Here is a 26330-nt window from a genome sequence, read left to right as displayed (position 1 = left end):
CGGCGCTGTCGGGATCATGGCGGCATTGCGAACCCTGATCCGCATGATCGCAGCGGCCTGCATCGGCATGGCGCTGCTGTTCATCGCCGTGCAAGGCTGGTTCGCACTGCTGGTCTGGTGGTATGCCGATCACGCGCCGCGCGAGACGGCGTTCATGGCCTATCGCATGGGCGAACTGCATGACAAAAAGCCCGACGCGACGTTGCGTTACCAGTGGGTCCCGTACGAAAAGATTTCCCGCAATCTGAAGCGCGCGCTGATCGCCGCCGAAGACTCGAAGTTTGTGGAGCATGAGGGCTTCGATTGGGACGGCATCCAGCTTGCGCTGGAGAAGAACCGCAGCAAGGGCCGTACCGTTGCCGGCGGCTCCACCATTACCCAGCAGCTAGCCAAAAATCTGTTCCTGTCGCCGGAGAAAAGTTATCTGCGCAAGGGGCAGGAAGCGATCATCACGCTGATGCTGGAAAACATGCTCGACAAGGAGCGCATCCTGGAGCTTTACCTCAACGTGATCGAATGGGGCAATGGTGTCTTCGGCGCCGAGGCCGCCGCGCGGCGCTATTACGGCGTCTCCGCCGCGCAGCTGTCGGCCGAGCAGGCTGCCAGGCTCGCTGCGATGGCCCCGAATCCGCGCTTCTACGAGCGCAACCTTGGCGCGCCGGGCCTGCGCAAAAAGACCGGCATCATCCTCGCACGGATGCCGCAAGTCGAGTTGCCGGACTGACGGATATCCGTCATGTTTGCCCCTACAATCCTGTCCATCGCATCGCGCCACTCATCCCCTTGGACGTTCCCCCTCCATGCCTGAAGCTCTCGAAAAAGAGTCGCCTGTTGCAAGCAGCGCGAGCGTGGATGATGCGCTCTCTGAAGCCCTAGCCGACGTTGTCCTGCTGGTCCGGCAGTATCGGCTGCTGTCCGGTTTTGCCGAGAGCCTGGCCGATACCCTCGACAACCCGTCGCAGAACCCGATCGTGCAGGGCGTGCTCGCCAATTTGCGGTCGACGCTGGACGGCCTGCATCCCGCCGACGTCGCCCACATCCTTGAGGCACTGCCGCTTGATGAGCGCCTGTTCGTCTGGGATCTGGTCAAGGCGGAGCGTGAAGGCGACATCCTGGTCGAAACCTCGGACGCCGTGCGCGAGAGCCTCATCGCCAGCATGGACGCGCCCGAGCTGGTCGCTGCAGCGGCCACACTCGACACCGACGAGCTGGCCGAGCTGGCGCCCGATCTGCCGCGTGAGGTGGTGGAAGCAGTCAAGAAGTCGCTCGACCCGGAGGAGCGCGAGCAACTAAGGCAGGCGATGTCCTACGAGGAGGACATGGTCGGCGCGCTGATGGATTTCGAGATGGTCGACGTGCGGCCGGACGTCACCCTGGAAGTGGTGATGCGCTACCTGCGCCGCTTTGACGAACTGCCCGCCAACACCGATCAGGTGTTCGTTGTCGATCGCGAGGACAAGCTGCTCGGCGTGCTGCCCACCAACGTGATTCTCGTTACCGACGAAGACCGGCTGGTCAGCGAGGTGATGACCGAGCCGAAAATCCGCTTCGAGCCGACCGATCATGCCGATTCCGCCGCAGCAGCGTTCGAGCGCTATGACCTTGTCTCGGCGCCAGTGGTGGACGCACACGGCGTGCTGGTGGGCCGCGTCACCGTCGCCGAAGTGCTCGACTTCGTGCGCGAAAGCGCCGAGGAAGACTTGCGTGCCCAGGCCGGCTTGCGTGAGGAAGAGGACATTTTCGCCAGCGTCTGGAAAAGCGTGCAGAACCGCTGGCAGTGGCTGGCGCTGAATCTGCTGACGGCGTTTGTCGCTTCGCGGGCGACCGATCTGTTCCAGGGCTCGATCGCCAAGCTGGCGGTGCTGGCGGTGCTGCAGACCATCGTCGCCGGCATCGGTGGCAATTCCGGCAACCAGACGCTGACCATGATCGCGCGTGCCATCGCGCTCGGACAGGTGGGTACCGAACACTTCCGCCGCCTGGTCAACAAGGAAATGGCCGTGGCTGGCATCAATGGCTTGATCTTTGGCGGCGCGATTGGTCTCGTCATCGGCCTGATGGAGCAGAACCTGCTGCTCGGCTTCGTGCTGACGCTGGCGATGACGCTCAACCTGCTGCTGGCGGCGGTGATGGGCGTGGTGATTCCGATGTGGCGTTACCGTCGCGGCCAGGATCCGGCGGCGGGCTCCAGCGTGCTGCTGACGGCAGTGACTGACACCGGCGGCTTCTTCATTTTTCTCGGGCTGGCCACGCTGATTTTGTTGCGTTGATGCGATTGCCCAGGCTAACGGCTTTTGGATGAAATTACCAGTTGATAAGGGCTTGCGGCGATTTTTTGCAAAAGTCGACTTCCGCAAGAATAACGCCTCATCCCGCATGTGGTCGTCATTTCAGCAGAAAGATACTGTGCCGAACAGTCCCGTTGGCACAGCAGCCATACGATGAACGATACCCTTCGTCAGGCAGTGCAGTTGCATCAGGCAGGCTGCCCTGCCGATGCCTTGCCGCTCTACGCGCAGGTGCTGGCGGATGAGCCGGATCATCCGGCGGCGCTGTATTACGGCGGAGTCGCCGCGTGGACGGCGGGGCAGCTCGAGCTTGCACATGAGCGCCTCGACCGCGTGATCGCCATCTCGCCGCAGCCGGTTGCCGACGCCCACTACCATCGCGCGCTGGTGCTTGCCGCGCTTGGCCGCGACGCTGATGCCGTTGCTGACTACCAGGCAGCGCTGCGCCTTAAACCCGGATTCGCCGCCGCGCAGAACAACCTCGGCGTGTTGCTGCGGCGAGCCGGCGAGCTGGCAGCGGCCGACGCGTCGTTCGCCGCCGCCTTGCAGATCGATCCCGCGCATGTGGATGCCCGCTACAACCGCGCGCTGACGGCGTTCCAGCGCGGTGACCTGGCGCTCGCGCAGACGCTGCTGCGCGAGTGCATCAAGCGCGCGCCAGACCACGATGGTGCGCGTGCAACCTTGGTTGATGTACTCACCGATCTGGGCGAGCGCGCCGAGGCGCTGACGTTGGCGCGCGCAAGTGTCAAACGGTTGCCGACCTCGCCGCCGCTATGCAATGCCCTGGGGCAAGCGGAAGAAGCAGCAGGCAATGCCGATGCGGCGCGCGCCGCGTATCGCAATGGCCTGCAGGCCGACCCTGGTAACGCAACGCTGACCATGAATCTCGCGCTGCTCGAAAACGAGAGCGCCAACCCGGTTGCGGCGCAGGGTGTCTACGCGGCTGCGCTAGCCGTGCGCGACCACGGTGGCCTGCGTTTCCGCCGTGCCACGCAGTTGCCGGTGATTCCCGAGTCGGAAGCGCAGATCGACGAAGCGCGGGCGAGCTTCGTGGCCAATTTGCAGCGATTGCGCGAGAGCGGCGTCCGACTCGACGATCCACTCAACGACTTCGGCGACACGCCGTTCTACCTCTCGTATCATGGTCGCGATGATGACCGCGCACTGCTGGGCGAGCTGGCGCAGACGTTACGGGCGGCGGCACCGTCGCTCGCCTTCGTCGCACCGCATCTCGATCAGGCAAGGCGGAGTGGCAGGCCGCGCGTTGGCGTCTGTTCGCAGTTTCTCTACAACCACAGCGTTGGCCGCGCCCTGCACGCCGTGATCGCGGCGCTCGCGAAAGCCGATATTGATCTGCACCTTTTCCAGATCCCGCCGCTGATCAATGACTCACTGGCGCAAAAAATCTCGCAAGGCGCCACGTTGCACCGCCTGCCGTTCGATCTCGCCGTCGCCCGTGAGCACATCGCCGCCACCGGGCTGGACTTGCTGATCTATCCCGAGATCGGGATGGAGGCGCTCACTTACTACCTCGCGCACGCCCGGCTCGCACGCGTGCAGTGGAACACGCTCGGGCACCCCTGCACCAGTGGCCTGCCGGCGATTGACACCTACGTCAGTTACGCCGCGCTTGAGCCCGTGGGCAACGAACGCTTCTATTCGGAATCTCTGCTTCGTCTGCCCGGCCTGCCGTTCCCCGACTATCCGGCGGAGCCTTTGCCCGCACGGCTGCGTGACCGCACGGCCCTCGGATTTGGTGGTGGCGGGCCGTTGCTGATCTGTCCGCAATCGCTGTTCAAGCTGATGCCGCAGTTTGATGCGACGCTGCGCCAGGTGCTCGACGAATGCCCGGAAGCCACACTGTTGCTGCCCGAAGCCGCCAACGCGGGCCAGACAGCTGCCATCCAGCGTCGTTTTGCGCAGTCGCTCGGCGCGGCGAGCGGTCGGGTGAAGTTTTTTGGTCGCCGCTCACGCGCCGAATTCACCGAGTTGATCGCCGCCTGCGACGTGCTGCTGGATCCGTTCCCGGTGGGTGGCGGTATCTCTACCTGGGACGCACTGGCAGCGGGTACACCGATCGTGACGCTGCCGGGGACGGCAATGCGGAGCCGTTTCGCCTCAGCCGCACTTGCACGCGCGGGGCTCACCGCAACCGTGGCGGCGGACGCGGCCCACTATTCTGCGCTCGCGGTACAAATGGCCCAGGATCGCGAAGCGCGTGACAGCTGGCGCATGCAGATGGTCACCGCAGCGGGTGAAATTCACCGCGATTCGACAGCCGTTGCCGAATGGGTCGCGGCAGTGCTCGCCGCAACGAACACTGCCAGCGCCTGACCGGTTGTACGCCGCCCGCGCTAAGCCTTGGGTGGCGAGAACTTGACGACGGTCTGCTTCGCCTCGCCAAGCTTGTCGATGCCAAGCGTGATGACGTCGCCGGGCTTCAGGAACACCGGGTTCGGCTTTTTGCCCATGCCGACGCCCGGTGGCGTGCCAGTGGTGATGATGTCACCCGGCTCCAGCGTCATCAGCGTCGAGCAGTACGACACGATAGTGGCGATATCGAAGATCATGGTCTTGGTGTTGCCGGTCTGCTGGCGCACACCATTGACGTCGAGCCACATGCCGAGCTTTTGCGGGTTGCCGACCTCGTCGGCGGTGACCAGCCACGGGCCGATCGGACCGAAGGTGTCGAAGCCCTTGCCCTTGTCCCAGGTCATGCCGCGCTCAATCTGCCATTCGCGTTCGGAGACGTCATTCACCAGGCAATAGCCGACCACGTGATTGAGCGCGTCCTTCTTGCTGACACTGCGGGCGCGGGTGCCGATCACCACGCCAAGCTCGACTTCCCAGTCGGTCTTGACCGAACCCTTGGGCAGCATCACGTCGTCGTTCGGGCCCTGAATGCAGCTCGTCCACTTATTGAACACCACCGGCTCTTTAGGGATCGGCAGGTTCGACTCGGCGGCGTGGTCGGCGAAGTTGAGGCCGATGGCGACGAACTTGGCTGGCCGCGCAATCGGCGGCCCAAGGCGCGTTTTCGGTTTCACCAGCGGCAACTTGGCCGGATTGATCTTCGCGATCTTGGCCAGCACCTTGGCAGTCAGGTGCTCGCCATCCCAGTCGTTGATGAGGTCGACAACGGAACGGACGTTGCCGTCAGTGTCGATGATGCCGGGCTTTTCCTGCCCTGCTTTTCCGTATCGAACAAGTTTCATTGGTTTTCTCCGAAAAGGACGACTCGCCTTGCGGCGCTAAGACGACGGCCAGCTTCGCGGCCTAGGACGACGACCTCGCTGCGCGGGTCTAGGACGGGACCTGTAACCGGACAAACAACTAAGTGAACCGCTGCCATCAGGTGATTCAATTTCAAACAAAAAACGTCGCAAACCTTTGCGTCATTCGTCCTAGGTCAAGCGAAGCGAGACCGTCGTCCTAGCGCCGCAGGCGCGTCGTCCTCGATTTGACGCAGTCAAATCGTAATTCCGCCGTCAATCATGTACGCATTGCCTGTCGCGAAGGCCGATTCGTCGGACGCGAGGAAGACGACCAGCGGGGCGATCTCTTCCGCCTTCGCCAGACGACCCATCGGCTGCCGGGACACAAACATCTTGCGTGCCTCGTCGATGTCGCCGAGCGCTGCCATACGGTCGTGTAGCGATGGCGTATCCACGGTGCCTGGGCAGACAGCGTTGCAGCGGATGCCGCCTTTGACGTAGTCCGCCGCCACGCTCTTGGTCATGCCGATCACTGCCGCCTTGGTGGTGCCATAGACAAAGCGGTTTGGCAGGCCCTTGATGCTGCCGCAGACGCTTGCCATGTTGATGATGGAGCCGCCGCCGTTGGCCACCATGCGCGGCAGCGCCGCCTGGATCACCTTGAACGGGGCGCGCACATTGAGGTTGAACGAGAAATCCCAGTCTTCGTCGTGCGTCTCCATGATCGTGCCCTGATGCACGAAGCCGGCGCAGTTGAACAGGATATTGAGCGGCGGCAGGCCCTCAATGGTGAACTTGATCTGCAAGTCGTCCAGCACATCGAGCTTTTGCGTCACGATGCCGGGCTGGCCGGTCAGTGATTCCAGCAGCTTGAGGTTGACATCGGTGGCGTAGACGGTCGCCCCTTCTTTTGCCATTGCGATGGCGGACGCCCGCCCAATGCCTTGTCCGGCGGCGGTGACCAGCGCCACCTTCCCCTTCAAACGATCGCCCATGTTCCTCCCGAGATTCTGTTGGTGTCAGCGCGTCGCAGCCGCCGGTATTCGCCGTCCGTCGCAATGTCGCGAGAATGACAAAACAAGTGCTTCAAACCATTATAGGAACGACGTACCATTAGAGGCTGTATTTGTCTCACGTCAGACGTCTATTTGACGTCGCTGACCTGCCAACCATCATGCTGTCTGCTGCCCAACTCACCATTCGCCTGCACCCCAACGACGACGTCGTCATTGCGCGTGTGCAACTCATCTCCGGCACCGAGCTGCGTAGCGAGGGTGTCACCGTCCGCGGCATGGTGCCACCCGGACACAAGGTGGCTACCAAAGCCATCGCACAGGGTGCGCCGGTGCGCCGCTACAACCAGATCATCGGTTTTGCCAGCAAACCAATCGCAGCGGGCGAGCATGTGCACGTGAACAATCTGGCGATGGGCGATTTCGAGCGCGACTACGCCTTTGGCGTCGATGTGCGCCCGGTCGCGGCCGCTTCGCCGCAGGCAACCTTCATGGGCATCAAGCGCGCCGATGGCCGCGTGGCCACACGCAATTACATCGGCTTGCTGTCCACGGTGAACTGCTCGGCCACGGTGTGCAAGCTGATCGCCGATCACTTCCGGCCCGGACCGAATTCGCCACTGAATGCATTTCCGAATGTAGATGGCGTCGTGGCGATTACGCATTCGGTCGGCTGCGGCATGGATGTGCATGGTGAAGGCATGACGCTGTTGCGCCGTACGCTGGCGGGTTACGCCCGGCACGCCAACTTCCATTCGGCATTGGTGATCGGCCTTGGCTGCGAGGCGAATCAGATTTCGAGCTTCAAGGCAGCAGAGGGGCTCGACGACGGCCCCAAGCTGCACAGCTACAACCTGCAGGACGTCGGCGGCACCGGCAAGGCAGTGGCGAAGGGTATCGAGTTGGTCAACGAACTGCTGATCGATGCCAACAAGGTGCAGCGTGAACCCGTCCCCGCTTCGCACATCACCATCGGCCTGCAATGTGGCGGCAGCGATGGCTACAGCGGCATCAGCGCCAATCCGGCGCTGGGCGCGGCGGTCGATCTGCTCGTCGCGCACGGTGGTACGGCGATCCTCTCGGAAACACCAGAGATATACGGCGCCGAGCATCTGCTGACGCGCCGCGCTTTGTCGCGCGAAGTGGGCGAAAAGCTGGTTGCCCGCATCAAGTGGTGGGAGGAATACACCGCGCGGTTGAAGGGCGAAATGAACAATAACCCGAGCCCTGGCAACAAGGCGGGTGGACTCACCACCATCCTCGAAAAGTCGCTGGGCGCGGTCGCCAAGGGCGGCACCACGCCGCTGGTGGATGTCTACGAATATGCCCAGGCTGTAGACAAACATGGCTTCGTCTACATGGACACGCCGGGGTACGATCCGGTCAGCGCGACGGGCCAGGTCGCAGGCGGCGCCAATCTCATTTGCTTCACCACCGGTCGCGGCTCAGCCTATGGGTGCAAGCCGTCCCCTTCGCTCAAACTCGCCACCAACAACGCGCTGTGGACGCGACAGGAAGAAGATATCGACATCAACTGTGGCGACATTGTCGACAGCGGTGTGGCGATCACAGACAAGGGCCGCGAAATTTTCGAGATGATCCTCGCCACGGCGTCGGGCCAGGCGAGCAAGAGCGAACGCTGGGGCTACGGTGCCGATGAATTTGTGCCCTGGTATATCGGCGCGGTGATGTAGTGGCCGGCACCGAGGGAGAGGGCGAACCACAACGCGATCGCGCCAGCAGTGGCGCGGACTCTGCTCGCGCGACCCAAATCCGCACCGGTCTCTATCGCAAGGAGGCCATCGCCCATCAGCGCGAGCGGGCCTGGGGTGAGCTGGTCGTTGCTACACCACGAGCTGCCCGCTGGCTGGCCTGGTGCAGTGTCTTGCTCGCCATTGCCTTTGTTGCCTTTCTGCTCACCGCACAGTACACGCGCAAGGCTCGGGCGCCAGCGGTGCTGGCCTATGCCAATGATCCGGTGCTGGTAGCTGCCACCGAGGCCGGTACCCTGGTCAGCGTCGATGTCAAGGCGGGCGATAGCGTCAAAGCCGGGCAGCGCCTTGCCACCATATCAACCGAGCGTACTGCGGGCGGCGAGGCGGTGTTTGCGGCGGGCGAGCGCGATGCCCAGGCGCGTCGCGCCGCGATTGCCGGCGAACGGCGTCAGGCGCAAGCGCTGCTGACCGCGCAACAAACCCAGCTTACGGCTCGCATCAACGCGCTCACGGCAGAGACCACGCAGCTTGGCCGCGAAATCGCCGCACAGGAAGATCGGGTGGCACAACTTAAGGGGCAGGTTGAACGCTACCGGCAACTGGCGCGAGACAAATTTGCCCCCGAACTTCAGGTGCAGCAAAAACAGGACGATCTCGCCGAGCAGGTGGTCAAGCTCGAGTCGCTCAAACGCACCCGTGCCGGCATCGAACGCGACCTCGCTATCGCCCGCACCGAGTTGCCCACGCTGCGCGCCACGGTGGAAGGCAAGCTCGCCACGCTGTCGCGCGACGAAGCCAGTCTGGCGCAGACATCGCGCGAGAGTCTGGCACGGCGCGCTTACGAAGTCACCGCCGCCAGCGATGGCACCGTCGAGCGTGTCATTGCCTTCAGCGGCCAGACGGTAGCTGCCGGGGCTTCGCTAGTGCAGATGCAGACTGGCCCGCGCATGCTGATGGCGGACATTTACGTGCCAACGCGATCGGCTGGCTTCCTGCGCGAGGGGCAGAGTGTCAGGCTGGCCATTGATGCCTTCCCGATGGAGCGCTTTGGCCATGTCGCGGCGACCGTCACCGAGGTCGGCCGCAGCGTCATCTCGCCGGGCGATACGGGGTTTCCAACGTCCATTCGTGAGCCGGTTTTCCGGGTACGTGCGTCACTGGCGTCGCCGTCGATTGCGGCTTATGGCGAGGCCTGGCCGCTGCGCAGCGGGCTGGCGGCTCAGGCCGACATCGCCCTTGATTCACGGCCGCTTTATCTGTGGCTGATCGAACCCATCCTGCGGCTGCGGGGGCGTCTGTGAGCGCCACCCTCAACTTCCGCCGCCGCCGGGTGCCGCTGATCATGCAGACGGAGGCAGCCGAGTGCGGCCTCGCCTGTCTCGCGATGATCGCCGGTCATCATGGCATCGAGACTGATCTGCAGACCATGCGGCGCGAGCACGCGGTGTCGCTGAAGGGCTCCACGCTGAAGAGCCTGATCGACATCGCCGACAGCATGAACCTTGCTGCTCGCCCCCTGCGCGTGGAGTTGCCGGCGCTGAGCCAGTTGCGGCTGCCGGCGATTCTGCACGTTGACTTCAACCACTTTGTGGTGCTCACCGCCGTACATGCCGATCGCGTCGAGCTGCATGATCCCGCCCGTGGCGTACGGACGCAGTCGCTCGCCGATTTCTCGAAACACTTCACCGGCATTGCGCTCGAACTGACGCCGACGCCGTCGTTCGTGAAGCGGCGCAGTGTGGAGAAGTTTTCGATCTGGTCGATTGTCGGCGGCGCCCGCGGGTTCCGTGGCGCCCTGCTGCGGCTTGTATTGCTGGCGCTGGCCTTCGAGGTGTTCGCGCTGGCGATGCCGTGGCTGACCCAGCTGACAGTCGACGAAGTGCTGGTGTCGGCCGACCGTGATCTGATGACAGTGCTGGCGATCGGCTTTGCCTTGCTGGTGCTGATCCAGACGGCGATTGGTGCGTTGCGTGGCTGGCTGTTGCTGCACTTGACCAACAGCCTTTCGTTGCAGGTGCTCACTCAACTCTTCTCGCATCTGCTGCGGCTGCCGCTGGCGTTCTTCGAGAAGCGTCACGTAGGTGATCTGCTGTCACGCTTCGCCTCGATGGACGCTATCCAGCGCACCCTCACCGGCAGCTCGCTGGAGGTGCTGATTGACGGCGTGCTTGCGATCAGCATGTTCGCTGTAATGGCGATCTACAACCTGCGCCTGACGTTTGTGGTGCTGCTGGTCGCCGTGCTCTATGCGCTGCTGCGCTGGGCGCTGTTCCGTCCGATGCGCGAGGCGGTCAACGAACAGCTCGTCTTTGCCGCCCAGCAGCAGACGCACTTCATCGAGAGCCTGCGCGGCATTCAGGCGATCAAGCTGCACATGGGCGAAGCCGACCGCCTGTCGCGCTGGCAGAACGCCGTGGTGGACACGCTCAACGCCAGCATCCGCGCGCAGACGCTCACGCTGACCTACAAGACGGCGAGCTTCGCCTTGTTCGGACTGGAAAACGTGCTGATCGTCTGGCTGGGCGCGCGCGAGGTGATGGCGGGTGGCTTCAGCGTCGGCATGCTGCTCGCGTTCTTCGCCTACAAGCTGGTGTTCGTGAGCCGTTTGTCTAACCTGATCGACAAATTCACCGAGTTCCGGCTGCTTGATCTGCATGCCGAACGGGTGGCGGACGTGGCGCTGGCGGCGGGCGAGCAGCGCGGTCAGGCGGTCGCACCGGATCTCTCGAAGGCAACCTGGGTGGTCGAGAACCTCGGCTTTCGCTATGGGCCGCACGACCCGTTCATCTTTCGCAACGTCAGCTTTACGGTGGACCCCGGCGATAGCGTCGCGCTTACTGGCCGCTCTGGCGCCGGCAAGACGACGCTAGCCAAGGTCGTGGTTGGTCTGCTGCCGGCGACCGAGGGGCGAGTGCTGATCGACGGCCTCGACATCCGTGACATAGACCCGACCTCCCTGCGCACGCAACTCGCGGCGGTGATGCAGGAGGACTATGTGTTCGCCGGGTCGATTACCGACAACGTCAGCCTGTTCGACCCGGACGCCGACGAGGCGCGGGTGGCGGAATCGCTGCAGGCCGCAGCACTCTGGGACGAGGTGAGCCGGATGCCGATGGGCGTCGATTCACTGGTGGGCAATACCGGCAGCGCGCTGTCCGGTGGGCAACGCCAGCGGTTGCTGCTGGCAAGGGCGCTTTACCGCAAGCCGAAGTTCCTGTTGCTCGACGAGGCCACCAGCGCGCTCGACAACGAACGCGAACAGGCAGTCAATCAGTCGGTAAGAAACCTCGGCATCACTTCGCTGATCATCGCGCACCGTGACTCGACGGTGGCGACGGCGGGGAAGCGGGTGGGGTTGTGACCTTTCTATAGCGACTTAGTAGGTTGAACCGACGGCTTCGCCGCCGCCGATGAGAATGACTTCGTTGTCGAGCAGGTCGCGCAGAAAGGAAGATTCGTTGTCGGCTTGGGCGAGATCGATTTGCTTGTCCATGATGGGGGCTCTTTTCTGATGCTTAGTAAGTGGTGCCGACGGCTTCGCCGCCGCCGATGAGAATGACTTCGTTGTCGAGCAGGTCGCGCAGAAAGGAAGATTCGTTGTCGGCTTGGGCGAGATCGATTTGCTTGTCCATGATGGGGGCTCTTTTCTGATGCTTAGTAAGTGGTGCCGACGGCTTCGCCGCCGCCGATGAGAATGACTTCGTTGTCGAGCAGGTCGCGCAGAAAGGAAGATTCGTTGTCGGCTTGGGCGAGATCGATTTGCTTGTCCATGATGGGGGCTCTTTTCTGATGCTTAGTAAGTGGTGCCGACGGCTTCGCCGCCGCCGATGAGAATGACTTCGTTGTCGAGCAGGTCGCGCAGAAAGGAAGATTCGTTGTCGGCTTGGGCGAGATCGATTTGCTTGTCCATGATGGGGGCTCTTTTCTGATGCTTAGTAAGTGGTGCCGACGGCTTCGCCGCCGCCGATGAGAATGACTTCGTTGTCGAGCAGGTCGCGCAGAAAGGAAGATTCGTTGTCGGCTTGGGCGAGATCGATTTGCTTGTCCATGATGGGGGCTCTTTTCTGATGCTTAGTAAGTGGTGCCGACGGCTTCGCCGCCGCCGATGAGAATGACTTCGTTGTCGAGCAGGTCGCGCAGAAAGGAAGATTCGTTGTCGGCTTGGGCGAGATCGATTTGCTTGTCCATGGAAGTGCTTTCGAAGATGCGTATTGGTGGGTTAGTTGTGCTTAGCCAGTGATTGGCGGAGAATGTGGTTTCATTATGACAGCGTCATTCGAGTAAGTACAAATGGAACGACAAGCACTCATTGGGCTGTTAGACGCCTGCGTGACTGAATTCGATAGCGACGGCTTGGCTGACCTTGTTCGTCAGTTGCGCGTTGACATTGCAGGCATGTTGAAGTCGCCAAACGATGAGGACTTCAAACTGCTTGTACAGTCGGCGCGTCTGATAGCGTTCAGTCAGCATCCTGAACCCTTGCAAGATTGCATTTCCGTATTGCTTGACGTCGCTGCTGCTCACATTCCAAGGGGCAAATCGATCGAAGCGATTCCGATGGTCGAAAGGGCACTTGATCTCGCAACTGATAACGGACTGAAACCGGAGTTGCGTCGGGCTTCAAGCATTTACGCGCTGATGAGTACCGATGTCGGAATTCCTGCTAGGGGCGTGGAATACGCGCTCAAGGCAGCAGTGCTTGCTCACGAGCTAGGCGACCAAATGGGCGTGGCTGCGGCGTTTGGCAACATGACGGCAGCGCTGTACACGATGGGCTTGTATCGCGAGACGATTTCTGTCGCGCTGCGATTGATCAAGCGCTTCAAGGCCGACGCACGCTGTGCCAGCTTCATCGCGATTGCTAGGACCAACATGGCTAGCGCAGCATTGGCACTTCAACATTATTCGCTTGCAGCAGAGTCTGCGCGCGAAGCGTGCGAGAAAATGGGGCTGCCAAGAGACGCCCATGGGGTTTTGAATCGAGTGATTGGCGAAGGGACCTGGCTGAAGAGTGCTATTGGCCTTCGCGAGGACGCGACAATAGACGAGCGTCTTGCGATGATCCGTAGCCTATCCGATGCTTTCAAATCACCTCGACTGCAAATGAATCGGGCACTCGCAGAGGCCGCTGTGGAGGTGTACTCCGGTAGTCTCATGGTTGCGGTGGCGAAATTGCTCGAGATGCTTAAGCACACGAGAAGTCATCCAGGTCTCTATCGTGACAATCTGGTACTCCTTGTGAAGGCCTACGAAAAGGGGCACGACCATGCAGGTGCCCTTCTTTATTTGGGGGAGCTTGTCGAATTCCTTGGCAAGTCTCAGGTGACCGCTGTACGTGGAAAACTCGAAGCCATTCGCGAACGCGTCCAGACTCCCATGCCGGGCAAGGACGACGTGCGCGCGGTCATCATGGCGATCCAGAAGGTGCCCGGCTCGCAGAAGGAAGAAATCGAAGTCCCGGAGCAGCTTTACCGCGATGCTCTGGAGCGTCTCGCGGTCGCAGCGGAACTTCGCGAGGACGCCTTTGGCCGCCATGCCTATCGCGTCGGCAAGCTGGCTGGTCTGCTGGCGAACGCACTCGGCTTCGGGCACAAGTTCTGCCAGGACGTGGAGCTCGCTGCGCGTCTGCATGACATTGGCAAGCTCGGCATTCCCGATGGCTTGCTGATGAAACCCGGACGCTTAACCGAAGCTGAATTTATCGTGATGCAGAAGCACACCACTATTGGTGCGCAAATCCTGCAGCAGTGTTCGCATCCGGCGTTCCGGCTAGCCGAGCAGATTGCCCTGCATCATCATGAAAAGTGGGATGGCAGCGGCTATCCGCGCGGCCTCAAGGGCGACAACATCCCCGAGGTGGCGCGCATCGCTGCGCTGGCGGACGTGTACGACGCGCTCACCCATGCCCGCGCCTACAAGCATGCGTGGACGCACGAGGAGGCGGTGCTCGAAATCGAACGCACGTCAGGCACGCATTTCGACCCGCGCATGGTCACCACCTTCCTCTCGCTGGTGAACCATCTGCGCCGTTCGCATGGCGATGGATTCGATGACTATCTGGCCGAGGCCGGGAAGGATTCGACCTTCATCCAGGCGCGTGACAAGATGCACGAAATGCTCAACGAGATGGAGCCGCTGCAACCGGGCGAATTGCTGTGATTCGCTGCGCCCTTTTCGGACGCAATTTTGACTGCCGGCGAGCGAGTGGCTTTTTGCCCGAAGCCGCATTCATCAAGGGCTCAGAGGGTATTTTCCGTATTTCCGACTTTTTCCATTTTGTGCTTCTAGCCCGCATGCAGACGCCATTCGGTCGATAAAGTTGCCCGTTTACTGTTGTAAAAATACAACGCATTTTTATCGCTTTTGGAAGCTGCGTCGCTCTTGTCCGGCATCCGTCCGGACCGATGCCACTGAAAATTCCGGCGCCGTGACGCGGATTTGTTCCGCCGTTCCGCCGCTGACTGCGCGGCGGTCGCACGCCGTAAACTCCTACCCATAGCAACCGTCGCGTTCGTCAATGTCGAACGTCTGTTCATGTTTGAGCTAGACACTCTTTCCGTTCACGCCGGTGCGCGGCCTGATCCGGCGACCGGCGCGCGGGCGACGCCGATCTATCAAACCTCGTCATTCGTGTTTGAGGACTCGGATCACGCCTCGGCGCTTTTCAACATGGAGCGGGCGGGGCACGTGTACTCACGGCTCTCGAACCCGACCAATGCCGTGCTCGAGGAACGCATCGCGGCGCTGGAGGGCGGCATTGGCGCCATCGCCGTCGCCTCCGGCCAGGCGGCGCTGCATCTGGCGATAGTCACGCTGATGGGCGCCGGCAGTCACATCGTTGCCAGCCGCGCTCTCTATGGCGGATCACACAACCTGCTCGACTACACGCTGCCGCGCTTCGGCATCGAGACGACGTTCGTGGACCCGTGGGATGTAGACGCCTGGCGCGCTGCAGTGCGCCCGAACACGCGGCTGTTCTTTGGCGAAACGCTGGGCAATCCCGGCAATCTGCTGATCGACATCGAGGCTGTCGCTGCCGTCGCGCATGAGGTGGGCGTGCCACTGATGCTCGATTCGACGCTGACCACACCGTATCTGATCCGGCCATTCGAGCATGGTGCCGACATCGTGTTTCACTCCGCCACCAAGTTCCTGCAGGGGCACGGCGTGGTGATCGGTGGCCTGCTGGTGGATAGCGGGCGCTTCGACTGGCTCTCCGACAAGGGCCGCGCGAACTTCCCGACGCTGGCCGCGCCGTATCACGGCTTTCACGACATGGTGTTCGCCGAGGAATCTTCCACCGCCGCTTTTCTGCTGCGCTGCCGTCGCGAAGGGTTGCGCGACTTCGGTGCCTGCATGGCGCCGATGAGTGCCTGGCAGATTTTGCAGGGCATCGAGACGCTGCCAGTGCGCATGGAGCGGCACGTTGCCAACACGCGCAAGGTGGTGGAGTTTTTGCGCTCGCACGCTTTCGTCGGCGCCATTCACCACCCGGAACTGCCGGAGCATCGCGACCACGAGCTCGCGAAGAAATACTTCCCGAAGGGCACGACGGCCGTGTTCTCGTTCGACCTCAAGGGCACGCGCGCGCAGGGCAAGGTCTTCGTCGACAGCCTGCGCCTGTTCTCGCATCTGGCCAATGTCGGCGACGCCAAGTCGCTGGTAATTCACCCGGCCAGCACCACGCACTCGCGCATGGGCGCCGATGCGCTGGCAAAGGCTGGCATCACCGAGGGCACTATTCGCCTGTCGATCGGGCTGGAGGACGCCAAGGATCTGATCGACGATCTGGCGCGGGCGTTGAAGGCGGCGGAGAAGACGAAATGAAAATTCAAGTGAACGGCGCCACTGCCTACGCCTACACCGGCACTCGCGCCTTCGTCGCCATGCAACCAACGGTTGTCTTCATCCACGGTGCTGCCAACGATCACAGCGTGTGGTCGCTGCAATCGCGCTATTTCGCGTTTCACGGCTGGAACGTGCTCGCCCTAGACTTGCCGGACCACGGCCAGAGCGAAGGGCCGCTGTGTACCAGCGTGCCCGAACTGGCCGCGTGGGTAGCAGCCTGCCTTGATGCCGTGCCGGTGAAGAATGCCGTCGTGATTGGCCACAGCATGGGCTCGCTGACCGCGCTGGAGCTGGCATCGAAGCGTGCTGACCTCGTCGCGAGACTCGCGCTGGTGGGGACTGCTGTGCCGATGGCGGTGGGGGATGCACTGCTCGACGCTGCGCTGAACAACGAAGAAAAGGCGCGGCGCATGATCGTCGACTGGTCCTACGCGCCGGCGGGACACCTGGGCAACAACCAGAAGGTGCCGGGGTCATGGCTGCCGGGTAACAGCCTCGCGCTGATGCGCCGCATGGCAAAGGGCGTGCTGCACAACGATCTCGCCGCGTGCAAGGCGTACACCGGCGGCCTCGACGCGGCTGCTGCCGTGAACGCGCCCGCGCTGGTGCTGATCGGTCAGTACGACATGATGACCCCACCAAAGGCTGCGCAGGGCGCGCTCGCCGCGCTGCGCAACGCACGCGCCGAGACGATCCGCGATGCGGGGCACAACATGACGAGCGAAGCGCCTGATGCAGTGTTGAGCGCGTTGTGGAAATTTGCCAATGCATCGTGAACTGCGTTCCGTAGCCTCGATGCAGCAACGCGGAATCGAGGGGCTGGCGTTGTTCGATTCAATAATGCCTCGATTCCGCTGCGCTGCATCGAGGCTACGTGGTTCGCCACAGGATTAGTACCGTGCCGCGTTTCTTCTGCTCAGAGGCCGTCGCGCCGGACTCGACCTTCACGCTGTCGGCCGAGGCTGCCCAGCACGTCCGAGTGCTGCGCCTGCGTGACGGTGATGGCATCGTGCTGTTTGATGGGCATGGTGGCGAAACGCCTGCGACCATCAACAGCATCGGCAAGCGCGAGGTTGTGGTCACTGCCGCGCAGCACGTCGCTATCGAACGCGAAGCGGTACAGAAGGTCACCCTCTACGTCGCACTGATCGCCAATGACCGCATGGACTGGCTGGTCCAGAAGACGACCGAGCTGGGCGTCGCAGCGATTCAACCGCTCTACACCGAGCGTTCGCAACGCATCCCCGGTGATGTCGCGAAGCGCGTCGAGCACTGGCGCGGCGTGGCGATCGCTGCGTGCGAGCAGTGCAGGCGCAACCGCATTCCGGACGTTGCTGCACCGATACCGTTGAGTGACGCGTTGTCGGAAACGCAGGGCTCGATCAGTGTTTTGCTTGATGCAGAAGGCGATCTCGGACAGGCAAATTCCAGGGCTGTGAGTCACGCGTCGCTGAACGTGTTCGTGGGACCGGAAGGTGGCTTTGCGCCTAACGAGCGTGAGACGTTGCTCGCGCACTGCTCACACAAGTTGCGAATCGGCGCCACCGTGTTGCGCGCCGAAACGGCCGCAGTGGCCGCGATGGCGTTGCTGGCAAATTTGTAGGAGCGGCTCTGCCGCGGCCGTCTGCGTTCGTGTGAGAGGTCGCGGTAAAGCCGCTCCTACAGGGGCCGATCTGTAGCCTCGATGCAACGAAGTGGACTCGAAGATCCGCGTGTGTGAGTCTGGCAAATTGGCTGGACCAAAATGCCTCGATTCCGCTCACGCTGCATCGCGGCTACGACCCTCACGACTGCAGGCGCGAGCTCGCTAGCGCTGGCCAAACCCGGCTAAAGTGCCAGCGCCCCATGCGCCAGCGCAGCGAGGCCGCCCAGTGTCAGCCAGGCGTCGCCGGGCGCCTGTCCCTTGCTCTGCGCGTCGAGTGTGGCGCACTGCTTGAGTAGCGTGGCGATCCGGCGCGGGTCGATCTGGTTGGTGGCAACTTCCATCGCCTTTTGCCGCTTGCCCCACACCCGCGCGTTGCGCAGCGCCTGCACCATCGGCACACCTGCGCGGCGCGCCATGAAGATGCTGCCCAGTGCATGCACATCTTCGGAGAGCTGCCACGACAATCGCGGCGCCTGCTCGCCCTCCGCCTGCAGGCCCGAGAGCACGCGACCGTAACGCGGCAAGTCACCGCGCAGAAAGGCCTCGGAGAGCTCGCCTACGTCATAGCGCGCCACGTCAGCCACAGCGCCGAGGACATCGTCCACATCCAGTTTGCCGGGCTTGACCAGCAGGGACAGCTTTTCGATTTCCTGCTTCGCTGCGAGCAGATTGCCCTCGCAGCGCTCGCAGATCAGATCAATCACTTCGCGCGATGCGTCAAAACCGGTCGCGGTCAGTCGCGCTTTCACCCAGCGCGGCAACGCGTCACGCTCCACCAGCGGCGCCGCGATTGTCACCCCAGTACGGTCACAAGCCGCAAACCATGCGCTGTCGGTCGCGGCACGATCAAGCTTCTGCAGAATGACGATGAAGAGCGTGTCGGGTGGTGGATCGGCCGCGATGCCAGCGAGGAACTCCGCCGCATCCACCGAAGGCTTGGCCGTGTTGATGGTGATTTCGACGATGCGCTGTGTCGCAAACAGCGACAGGTTGTCGCTCGACTGCGTGACCAGGCTCCAGTCGAAATGCGCCTCGACAACAAAATGCTCGCGTTCGCTGTAGCCCGCTTTGCGTGCGGCCGCGCGGATGGCGTCGGCCGCTTCGAGCTTGGTCAGAGTCTCTTCGCCGTGGATGAGGTAGAGCGGCTTGAGGCCGTCGTGCAGCTTCGAGGCGAGATTGTCGGGTGAGACGAGCATCACCGAATTGTAGGAGCGCGGACAGGGCGCGCAGTGGCGCGGGGCCGCGACTGATGGTTAACGTCGCGCCAACAGTCGCGGCGGAGCTGCTCCTACAGCTGTTGCGCCGGGCTCAGGTCGGTCGCTTCACCGACTGCAAGCGCCGCAAAATCTGCGCCGCCGCATCGAGCTGCATGTCGCGCACCAGCTGGCGTTCCTCGGCTTCTTTCGCCAGCGCCTGCGATTCGGCGAACGAAAAGTCGCGGCGAATAGTGATTTCACCCGGCTCGCCCCACAGGCGTCCCTTGGCGTCGACGAACTCGTAGCGCACGCGGTATTCCAGCTCGAACTCGCGCGCACGACCGCCACCGGAAAGCGAGAGCACGCGCTTGTCGAAGAACACTTGCAGGAAGCGCACCGAGAAGTCCGCATCCTCGATTTTCGATTTAAGGGCAATGCCGTTACGGCTGAGGCCCGCAATCACATCAGGCACCACCGGGGCACCAGCCCCCGCCACCGTCAGCGTTCCGACCCCAAAGGTCGTTGGCGCCTGCACGTACACGCTCTGGAACGGGTAGCTCGCCGCGCCGCGCAGGTGAAAGCCGCAGGAAGCGACCGCCAAGGTCAGGACGACGGTCGCTACGCGACCCAGGACGGCGCTCGCTGCGCTTGCCAGGACGACGCGCTTCGCGCTAAGACGCAATGCTGGGGAGAAATTTCTCTTCATTCAACTATTCTCGTTCGCTTGCCTGATCAGTGCCCGTTGCCAACCTCGCGTCCTAGGCCGCGCAGCGGCCGTCGTCCTGGCAAGCGCAGCGAGCGTCGTCCTGGCGCGGCAGAGCCGCGCGACGTCCTAAACGACGACATTAACCAGTCTTCCGGGCACGACGATGATCTTCTTCGGTGCGCGCCCTTCGCCGTACTTCGCCACGTCCGGTGAAGCGGCCGCTGCCGCCTCAATCGCGGCCTTGTCGGCACCGGATGGCACCACAACCACGCCGCGGGTTTTGCCGTTGACTTGCAGCACGAGTTCGATGGTGTCGCTTTGCAATGCATTTTCGTCAACATCAGCCCACGCCACATTGAGCAGTGCGCCGCAGCACGTCTCGTAGCCAAGCTCCTGCCAGAGCGCTTGCGTGATGTGCGGGCACACCGGGTAGAGCACGCGCAACAAAATCGAGAAACACTCCGCCAGTGCCGGCGGCGTGACGGCCGCGACGTCAGCTGCTTCCAGTGCGTTGAGCACTTTCATGCAACCGGACACCACCGTGTTGTACTGGATGCGCTCAAAGTCGAAATTGATCTGCTTGAGCGTGGTGTGAATTTCGCGACGCAGATTCTTCGCGGCGTCGCTGAACTTCGATTCATCACGCGGCCCCGCGATTCCGGCACGCAGTGCGGCGTCGTGCTTGTGTGCGTAGGCCCACACGCGGCGCAGGAACTTCCACGAGCCTTCCACGGCCGCGTCGTTCCACTCCAGCGTGGCTTCCGGCGGTGCCGTGAACATCATATAGAGGCGCGCGGTATCGGCGCCGTATCGTTCAATCAAGTCCTGCGGGTCGACGCCATTGTTCTTCGACTTCGACATCGTCGTCACGCCGCCGTAGTCCACGGTGCTGCCGTCGCTCTTGAGTTTGGCGCCCGTCACACGACCGTCGGCGCCGAAGGTGTTTTCCACGTCGGTGGGCCAGAAATATTCGATGCCGCCCTTCGCGTTTTTGCGCGAGTAAACGTGGTTGAGCACCATACCCTGGCACAGCAACTTGGTAAACGGTTCGTTGAACTTGACGAGTCCAACGTCACGCATGACTTTCGTCCAGAAGCGTGCGTAGAGCAGATGCAAAATTGCATGCTCAATGCCGCCGATGTACTGATCCATCGGCATCCAGTAGTCGTTGCGCGCATCGACCATCGCCTCGTTGTTGCCGGGGGATGCATACCGCATGAAATACCATGACGAATCGACGAAGGTGTCCATGGTGTCGGTTTCACGACGCGCGAGCTTGCCGCACTTCGGGCAAGTGACACCTTTGTGGAAGCCCTCGTGTTTGTGCAGCGGATTGCCTGAACCATCGGGAATGCAATCTTCCGGCAGCACCACCGGCAACTGATCAAACGGCACCGGCTGCGCGCCGTGCTCATCGCAGTGGATGATCGGAATCGGCGTGCCCCAGTAGCGCTGCCGCGAAATCCCCCAATCGCGCAGGCGCCAGGTGATTTTTTTCTCACCAAGGCCAATGGCTGTGAGGTCAGCGGCGACTGCGTCAACACAATCCTTGAACTTGAGGCCGTTGTACTTGCCGCTATTGACCGCGAGTCCATCGCCTTTCGCGCCGTACCAGTCTTGCCACGCAACCGTGTCAAAAGCATTGCTGCCAAGTGCGACGACTTGCTGAATGGGCAAACCGTACTTCTTGGCAAATGCAAAATCGCGCTCATCATGCGCTGGCACACCCATCACGGCGCCGTCGCCGTAGGTGATGAGCACGTAGTTGCCCACCCACACCTCAACCTTGTCGCCGGTGAGCGGGTGCGTCACGAACAGGCCCGTCGCGACGCCTTCTTTTTCCTTGAGCGCCATCTCGGCCTCGGTCGTACCGCCAGCCTTGAGTGCTTCGATCTTCGCCGCCAGCGCAGGATTCAACTCCCCTGCGCGCACCGCCAGCGGATGCTCCGGCGCAACGGCCACGAAGGTGACACCCATGATGGTGTCCGCCCTCGTGGTGAACACGTACATCTTGCCGTCCTGAATCGGCTGTCCGCTTGCGTCCCTGATGTCATGCGGGAAAGCGAAGCGCACGCCTTCGGATTTGCCGATCCAGTTCTCCTGCATCGCACGCACGCGATCCGGCCAGCCCTTGAGAAAGTCGGCGCTGTCGGGATTGGCAACCGGGTCCAGCAGCTCCTGGGCGTATTCGGTGATCTTGAGGTAATAGCCCGGAATTTCGCGCTTCTCAACCAGCGCACCCGTGCGCCAGCCGCGGCCGTCAATCACCTGCTCGTTGGCGAGCACGGTCTGATCGACCGGATCCCAGTTCACGATCTGCGTCTTGCGGTACGCGATACCCTTTTCGAGCATCTTCAAAAACAGCCACTGGTTCCACTTGTAGTAGTGAGGATCGCAGGCGGCCATTTCGCGCGACCAGTCAATGGCGAGGCCCATCGACTGCATCTGCTTCTTCATGTACGCGATGTTTTCGTACGTCCACTTCGCCGGCGGCACGCCGTTCTTCATTGCTGCGTTTTCTGCCGGCAGACCGAAGGCGTCCCACCCCATCGGCTGCAACACGTTGTAGCCGCGCATGCGAAGCTGGCGGTACATCATGTCGTTGATCGTGTAGTTGCGCACATGGCCCATGTGCAGTTTGCCCGATGGATACGGCAGCATCGAGCAGGCGTAATACTTGCCTTTGGGGAAGCGCGGGTCGTTCTCGATGGCCTTGTAGGCATCGGTTGCGGACCAATGCGATTGCGCGGCGGCTTCGACCGCCTTGTGGTTGTAGGTGGGTTCCATGACAGGCTCGTGCGCCACGACGCTGCGGCGGCGCACTAAAATTGGCTCTAAACCCTTGAATTGTAAGGGTCTGGGTCTCGCGTCGCGGGAACCAAAAACGCGGCTGTCCGCTCTCACGTTGTCCGCCTCCCAATGTCGCTGCTTTGTCATTCCCGCGCAGGCGGGAATCCAGACCTCACTGAATCCCTTCAACCATGACGCCACGTTTTTCCAATTTGACCTTCGGTCGAGCACGACGCCGGATTCCCGCCTTCGCGGGCATGACGACGTGGGCCGTGGCGTTGGCGTTGCTTTTCGCCGGCTTGTCGCAGGCCGCGCCGATCAAAACCGAACACGCCGAGGTCGAACTGATCGCCGAGAAGACGGCACTGGTGGTGGGCGAGAAGAACACCATCGGCCTGTCGATCAAGCACGCACCGCACTGGCATACCTACTGGAAAAACCCGGGCGACTCCGGGTATCCGACCAAGATCACCTGGCAGGTTCCAGCTGGTTATGGTGTGGGTGAATTCGACTGGCCGACGCCGAAGCGGCTCGCAACCGGGCCGATCATCAACTTCGGTTACGAAGGCGAGGTGGTGTTGCCGCTGACGGTGAGCGTGCCAACTTCGGCGAAGCCAGGTGACGGCATTACGCTGAAAGGCAAGGCCGAGTGGCTGGTCTGCAAGGATGTGTGCATCCCGGAAGAGGGCGAGGTGGCCGTGACGTTGCCAGTGGGCGAAAAGGGCAAGGACGCGCCTGCTGGGCCTGCCGCTGCCCGCTTTGTCGCGGCCCGCGCCGCGCAGCCTGGCGACGCCAGCGCGTGGAAGGCGACGCTATATGCCGCACCGAACCCGACGCGGGAAGTCTGGCTCGACGTGACGGCACCGGCGAACACGGGCAATTTGACCGGGCTTGATGTATTCCCGGTACAGGAGCAGATCAGCGATCCCTCCGTGCAGCAGGTGTACCGGACCGAGCGTGGTTACGCGGTGAAGCTCAAACTGGTGGATGGGGCCAAACTGACGGATAGTTTCCCGGTGTTGCTGGCTGCGGTCGGGGCGCCGGTGGGCGCCAAAGGCGAACTGTCAGGCAACACGCTGGCAACGGTTTCAACCTCGGCTTTCGCGCTACCGGCGGGCGCAACGGCGCTGGCCGCAACCGGCGCTGCCAGCGGCGCGACGTCAGGTGGCACCGATCTCACCTTCTGGTCCGCCCTCGCGCTTGCCTTCGTCGGCGGCATGATCCTGAACCTGATGCCCTGCGTGTTCCCGGTGCTTTCGCTGAAGATTCTGTCGTTCGCGCAGCACTCCGGCAGCGCCGCGAATGGCGCGAAGCAGATGCGCCAGCACGGCATCTTTTACGCCGTCGGCGTGGTGCTCTCCTTCCTCGTGCTCGCGGGCGCGCTGCTGGCTCTGAAAGGCGCCGGGAGCGCCGTCGGCTGGGGCTTCCAGCTGCAGAACCCCGGTGTGGTGTGGGTGCTGGCGGTGATCTTCTTCCTGATCGGACTCAACCTGATGGGCGCGTTCGAGGTCGGGCAGCTGGCGCCGTCGTCGCTGTTGTCGATGCAGGCAAAACATCCCGGTGTTGATGCGTTTTTCTCCGGTGTGCTGGCGGTGATCGCCGCCAGCCCGTGCACGGCACCGTTCATGGGCGCCGCGCTCGGGTTCGCGCTGACGCAATCGGCGGCGGCAGCGCTGGCGGTGTTCGCCGCGCTCGGACTAGGCATGGCGTTGCCCTACGTGTTGCTGGCGTGGTTCCCGAAGTGGCTGGACAAGCTGCCGCGACCGGGACCGTGGATGGTCAATTTCAAGCAGGTGCTGGCGTTCCCGATGTTTGTCACCGTGGTGTGGCTGGTCTGGGTGCTCTCGCTGCAGGCTGGCGCGGATGGTGCGGCGATCGGGCTGCTGGGCCTGGTCGGGCTCGCGTTCGGCGCCTGGCTGATTGGTTCGATGCGCCCCACAGTGCGCTGGGTCGGCGTTGCGGCGGCACTGGTGGCCGCAGTGCTGGCCTGGCCGGCTGGCGAGCCGGCGCAGACGGCGACCTCGGCGGCGACCGGCAAATCCGGTAGCGCGAACTGGCAGCCGTGGGATCCCGCCGCTGTCGCCAAACTGAACGCAGAGGGCAAACCGGTATTTGTGGACTTCACGGCGGCATGGTGCGTGAGCTGCCAGGCGAACAAGCGGCTGGTGCTCACTCGCGCCGAGATCGAGCAGGCATTTGCTGCCAAAAACGTGACCCTGATGCGCGCCGACTGGACCAACCGCGACGAACGCATTACTCAGGCACTCACCGCGATGGGCCGCTCCGGTGTGCCGGTCTACGTGCTGCACGCCCCCGGCAAACCCGCGCAGCTCTTGCCGGAACTGCTGACAACGGGTATCGTCAAAGAGGCTTTGGCGGCGCTGTAGGCGCCGCAGGACGAGCGCGCTTCGCGCTGCTGGACGAATGACCAATGACGGAAAGTGCGGTGCGCGCCGCCGCGCTCCCGTTTCGTCATTGGTCATTCGTCACTCGTCATTGAATCTAAAAGGAGTCCCCATGATCCGAACGCTCGCAACCCTCCTGATTTCCACTGCCGTGGTGGCTGCGCACGCTGTCAGCATTGGCCAGCCGGCCCCCGATTTCGCACTGACCGACGTCAACGGCAAGGCGGTGAAACTGTCCGATTTCAAGGGCAAACACGTGGTGCTGGAGTGGACCAACCCCGGCTGCCCCTTCGTGCAGAAGCATTACAACTCGAACAACATGCAGTCCTTGCAGAAGGACGCGACGGCCAAAGGCGTGGTCTGGCTGTCGGTGAACAGCACCAACAAATCCGCCACCGACTACCTTGAGCCGACCAAACTCAACGCCAAAATGAATGGCGAGTGGAAGGGCGCGTCGAGCTATCTGCTGATGGACGAGACTGGCAAGGCGGGCATGGCCTACGAGGCGAAAACCACGCCGCATATGTACGTGATCGACCCCAATGGCAAGCTCGTTTATGCCGGCGGGATCGATGACAAGCGCAGCGCCAACCCGGCCGACGTTAAAACGGCAAAGAACTTTGTTCGCGCCGCGCTCGACGAAACCCTGGCCGGCAAGCCGATCACGGTGGCCACCTCAACCCCGTATGGCTGCAGCATCAAGTATCCGTAAGCGACCACTCGCTTCCTGAAAAGCCCGGTTCAGCCGGGCTTTTTCATTTTCTGATCAGCGCTGACCGATTTCTGAGCACAAGCCGCGTGCGATGACGTGCCACGCCGATCGGGCACCTGCACCGGTGCTGTCCGAACTCAGCTCGGTAACGAAAAGCGCATCTGTTTGGGGTTCAAAGGCAATTTTTTGCGCGAATCGACTTTATGGCGTTTCATGCATTGAGCCCATATTGAATAAGGCTTTCAACAAAAAGCCATAACGTTGTCGAAGCACAATAATTGCGGGAAAACCCGCATTTGCGAATATGCGTGTATGCGCATAATTCACTTCGCTTGAACCAGATCAAGGACAAGAAGGAGGTGGTGCAAGTGGAGGAGCTCGAACCTGTCTTCGACAAGGTAGCGCGATATTTTTCGCTGCTGTCTGACTCGTCGCGCCTGAAGGTCATCCACACCATCTGCAACCTCGAAAAGAGCGTCAATGATGTGGTGACGACGACCGGACTGTCGCAAAGCACGGTGTCACGACATCTCGCCAACCTGCACATGGCCGGCGTGGCCTCCCGCCGCAAGGTCGGAGCGCAGGCGCTCTACACCATCACTGACCGTACGCTCACCGAGATCTGCCGCAACGCCTGCGTCAGCCTGGTCGCCCGCGAAATGGAACAGACCGACGTTCAGGCCCTGCAGCGCGGCGCATCGCAATTCATGAGCGAGGGCGAGGTTGCCGTGCATGCTGAATCCCGCGCGCCAACCTACGCCGCACTCGCCGCGCAACAAGAAGCACGCTAGGAC

18 protein-coding genes are annotated in these 26330 nt (G+C 62.3%); 13 read left to right on the top strand and 5 right to left on the bottom strand.

Translation table 11 applies throughout. The features are described 5' to 3' along the window. The first annotated feature begins 16 nt into the window (after positions 1-16). The 3 genes from mtgA (at position 17) to FKL89_RS16835 (ending at position 4625) form a co-directional block, all read left to right on the top strand. The gene (gene mtgA / locus FKL89_RS16845; RefSeq protein WP_156863895.1) at positions 17-724 is read left to right on the top strand and encodes a monofunctional biosynthetic peptidoglycan transglycosylase; all 708 of its coding nucleotides are present in this window, start codon (positions 17-19) and stop codon (positions 722-724) included. Between the two features lie 76 nt (positions 725-800). Continuing rightward, complete coding sequence (gene mgtE / locus FKL89_RS16840; protein ID WP_156863894.1) at positions 801-2270, top strand: magnesium transporter; 1470 nt, start codon at positions 801-803, stop codon at positions 2268-2270. 171 nt (positions 2271-2441) lie between these two features. After that, the gene (locus tag FKL89_RS16835; protein ID WP_156863893.1) at positions 2442-4625 is read left to right on the top strand and encodes a tetratricopeptide repeat protein; all 2184 of its coding nucleotides are present in this window, start codon (positions 2442-2444) and stop codon (positions 4623-4625) included. Between the two features lie 20 nt (positions 4626-4645). On the opposite strand, the gene FKL89_RS16830 is transcribed toward FKL89_RS16835, so the two are convergent. After that, positions 4646-5506: a fumarylacetoacetate hydrolase family protein gene (locus FKL89_RS16830; protein ID WP_156863892.1), complete on the bottom strand. Its 861-nt coding sequence runs from the start codon at positions 5504-5506 to the stop codon at positions 4646-4648. A gap of 254 nt (positions 5507-5760) precedes the next feature. Continuing rightward, a complete protein-coding gene (locus tag FKL89_RS16825) occupies positions 5761-6501 on the bottom strand; it encodes an SDR family oxidoreductase (RefSeq protein ID WP_156863891.1) in 741 nt (246 codons plus the stop codon). 179 nt (positions 6502-6680) lie between these two features. Between FKL89_RS16825 and FKL89_RS16820 the strand changes: the two genes are divergently transcribed. The 7 genes from FKL89_RS16820 to FKL89_RS16790 all read left to right on the top strand — a co-directional run bounded on the left by FKL89_RS16820 (position 6681) and on the right by FKL89_RS16790 (position 17685). Then, the gene (locus FKL89_RS16820) at positions 6681-8213 is read left to right on the top strand and encodes a UxaA family hydrolase (RefSeq protein ID WP_156863890.1); all 1533 of its coding nucleotides are present in this window, start codon (positions 6681-6683) and stop codon (positions 8211-8213) included. Beyond that, complete coding sequence (locus FKL89_RS16815) at positions 8213-9535, top strand: HlyD family secretion protein (protein WP_162527562.1); 1323 nt, start codon at positions 8213-8215, stop codon at positions 9533-9535. Before FKL89_RS16820 ends, FKL89_RS16815 begins: the two co-directional genes overlap by 1 nt. Beyond that, a complete protein-coding gene (locus FKL89_RS16810) occupies positions 9532-11595 on the top strand; it encodes a peptidase domain-containing ABC transporter (protein WP_156863888.1) in 2064 nt (687 codons plus the stop codon). Before FKL89_RS16815 ends, FKL89_RS16810 begins: the two co-directional genes overlap by 4 nt. A 929-nt stretch (positions 11596-12524) precedes the next feature. After that, complete coding sequence (locus FKL89_RS16805; RefSeq protein ID WP_156863887.1) at positions 12525-14393, top strand: HD-GYP domain-containing protein; 1869 nt, start codon at positions 12525-12527, stop codon at positions 14391-14393. A 375-nt stretch (positions 14394-14768) separates the two neighbouring features. After that, positions 14769-16061: an O-acetylhomoserine aminocarboxypropyltransferase gene (locus FKL89_RS16800; protein WP_156863886.1), complete on the top strand. Its 1293-nt coding sequence runs from the start codon at positions 14769-14771 to the stop codon at positions 16059-16061. Next, a complete protein-coding gene (locus FKL89_RS16795) occupies positions 16058-16858 on the top strand; it encodes an alpha/beta fold hydrolase (protein ID WP_156863885.1) in 801 nt (266 codons plus the stop codon). Before FKL89_RS16800 ends, FKL89_RS16795 begins: the two co-directional genes overlap by 4 nt. 122 nt (positions 16859-16980) lie before the next feature. Beyond that, positions 16981-17685, top strand: coding sequence for a 16S rRNA (uracil(1498)-N(3))-methyltransferase (locus FKL89_RS16790; RefSeq protein WP_162527561.1), 705 nt, complete (start codon positions 16981-16983; stop codon positions 17683-17685). Positions 17686-17909: 224 nt separating this feature from the next. Here the strand turns inward: FKL89_RS16790 and holA are convergent, their stop codons facing one another. The 3 genes from holA to leuS form a co-directional block, all read right to left on the bottom strand. Further along, positions 17910-18923, bottom strand: coding sequence for a DNA polymerase III subunit delta (gene holA / locus FKL89_RS16785; protein WP_156863883.1), 1014 nt, complete (start codon positions 18921-18923; stop codon positions 17910-17912). A gap of 112 nt (positions 18924-19035) precedes the next feature. Beyond that, positions 19036-19629 (bottom strand): LPS-assembly lipoprotein LptE, encoded by a 594-nt coding sequence (locus tag FKL89_RS16780; RefSeq protein WP_156863882.1) that lies wholly within the window; start codon positions 19627-19629, stop codon positions 19036-19038. A gap of 126 nt (positions 19630-19755) precedes the next feature. Beyond that, the gene (leuS, locus tag FKL89_RS16775) at positions 19756-22416 is read right to left on the bottom strand and encodes a leucine--tRNA ligase (RefSeq protein WP_156863881.1); all 2661 of its coding nucleotides are present in this window, start codon (positions 22414-22416) and stop codon (positions 19756-19758) included. A gap of 260 nt (positions 22417-22676) precedes the next feature. On the opposite strand from leuS, the gene FKL89_RS16770 reads away from it, so the two are divergent. The 3 genes from FKL89_RS16770 (at position 22677) to FKL89_RS16760 (ending at position 26327) form a co-directional block, all read left to right on the top strand. Continuing rightward, a complete protein-coding gene (locus FKL89_RS16770) occupies positions 22677-24806 on the top strand; it encodes a protein-disulfide reductase DsbD family protein (protein ID WP_162527560.1) in 2130 nt (709 codons plus the stop codon). Positions 24807-24936: 130 nt separating this feature from the next. Continuing rightward, positions 24937-25536, top strand: coding sequence for a thioredoxin family protein (locus FKL89_RS16765; protein ID WP_156863879.1), 600 nt, complete (start codon positions 24937-24939; stop codon positions 25534-25536). A gap of 332 nt (positions 25537-25868) precedes the next feature. Continuing rightward, positions 25869-26327 (top strand): ArsR/SmtB family transcription factor, encoded by a 459-nt coding sequence (locus FKL89_RS16760; RefSeq protein ID WP_238363402.1) that lies wholly within the window; start codon positions 25869-25871, stop codon positions 26325-26327. Positions 26328-26330: the final 3 nt, after the last annotated feature.

The sequence above is a fragment of the Casimicrobium huifangae genome, assembly GCF_009746125.1.
Classification (GTDB): Bacteria; Pseudomonadota; Gammaproteobacteria; order Burkholderiales; family Casimicrobiaceae; genus Casimicrobium; species Casimicrobium huifangae.
The sequence above is the reverse complement of the archived record's forward strand: the minus strand, read 5'-3'. Positions and strand labels throughout refer to the sequence as shown.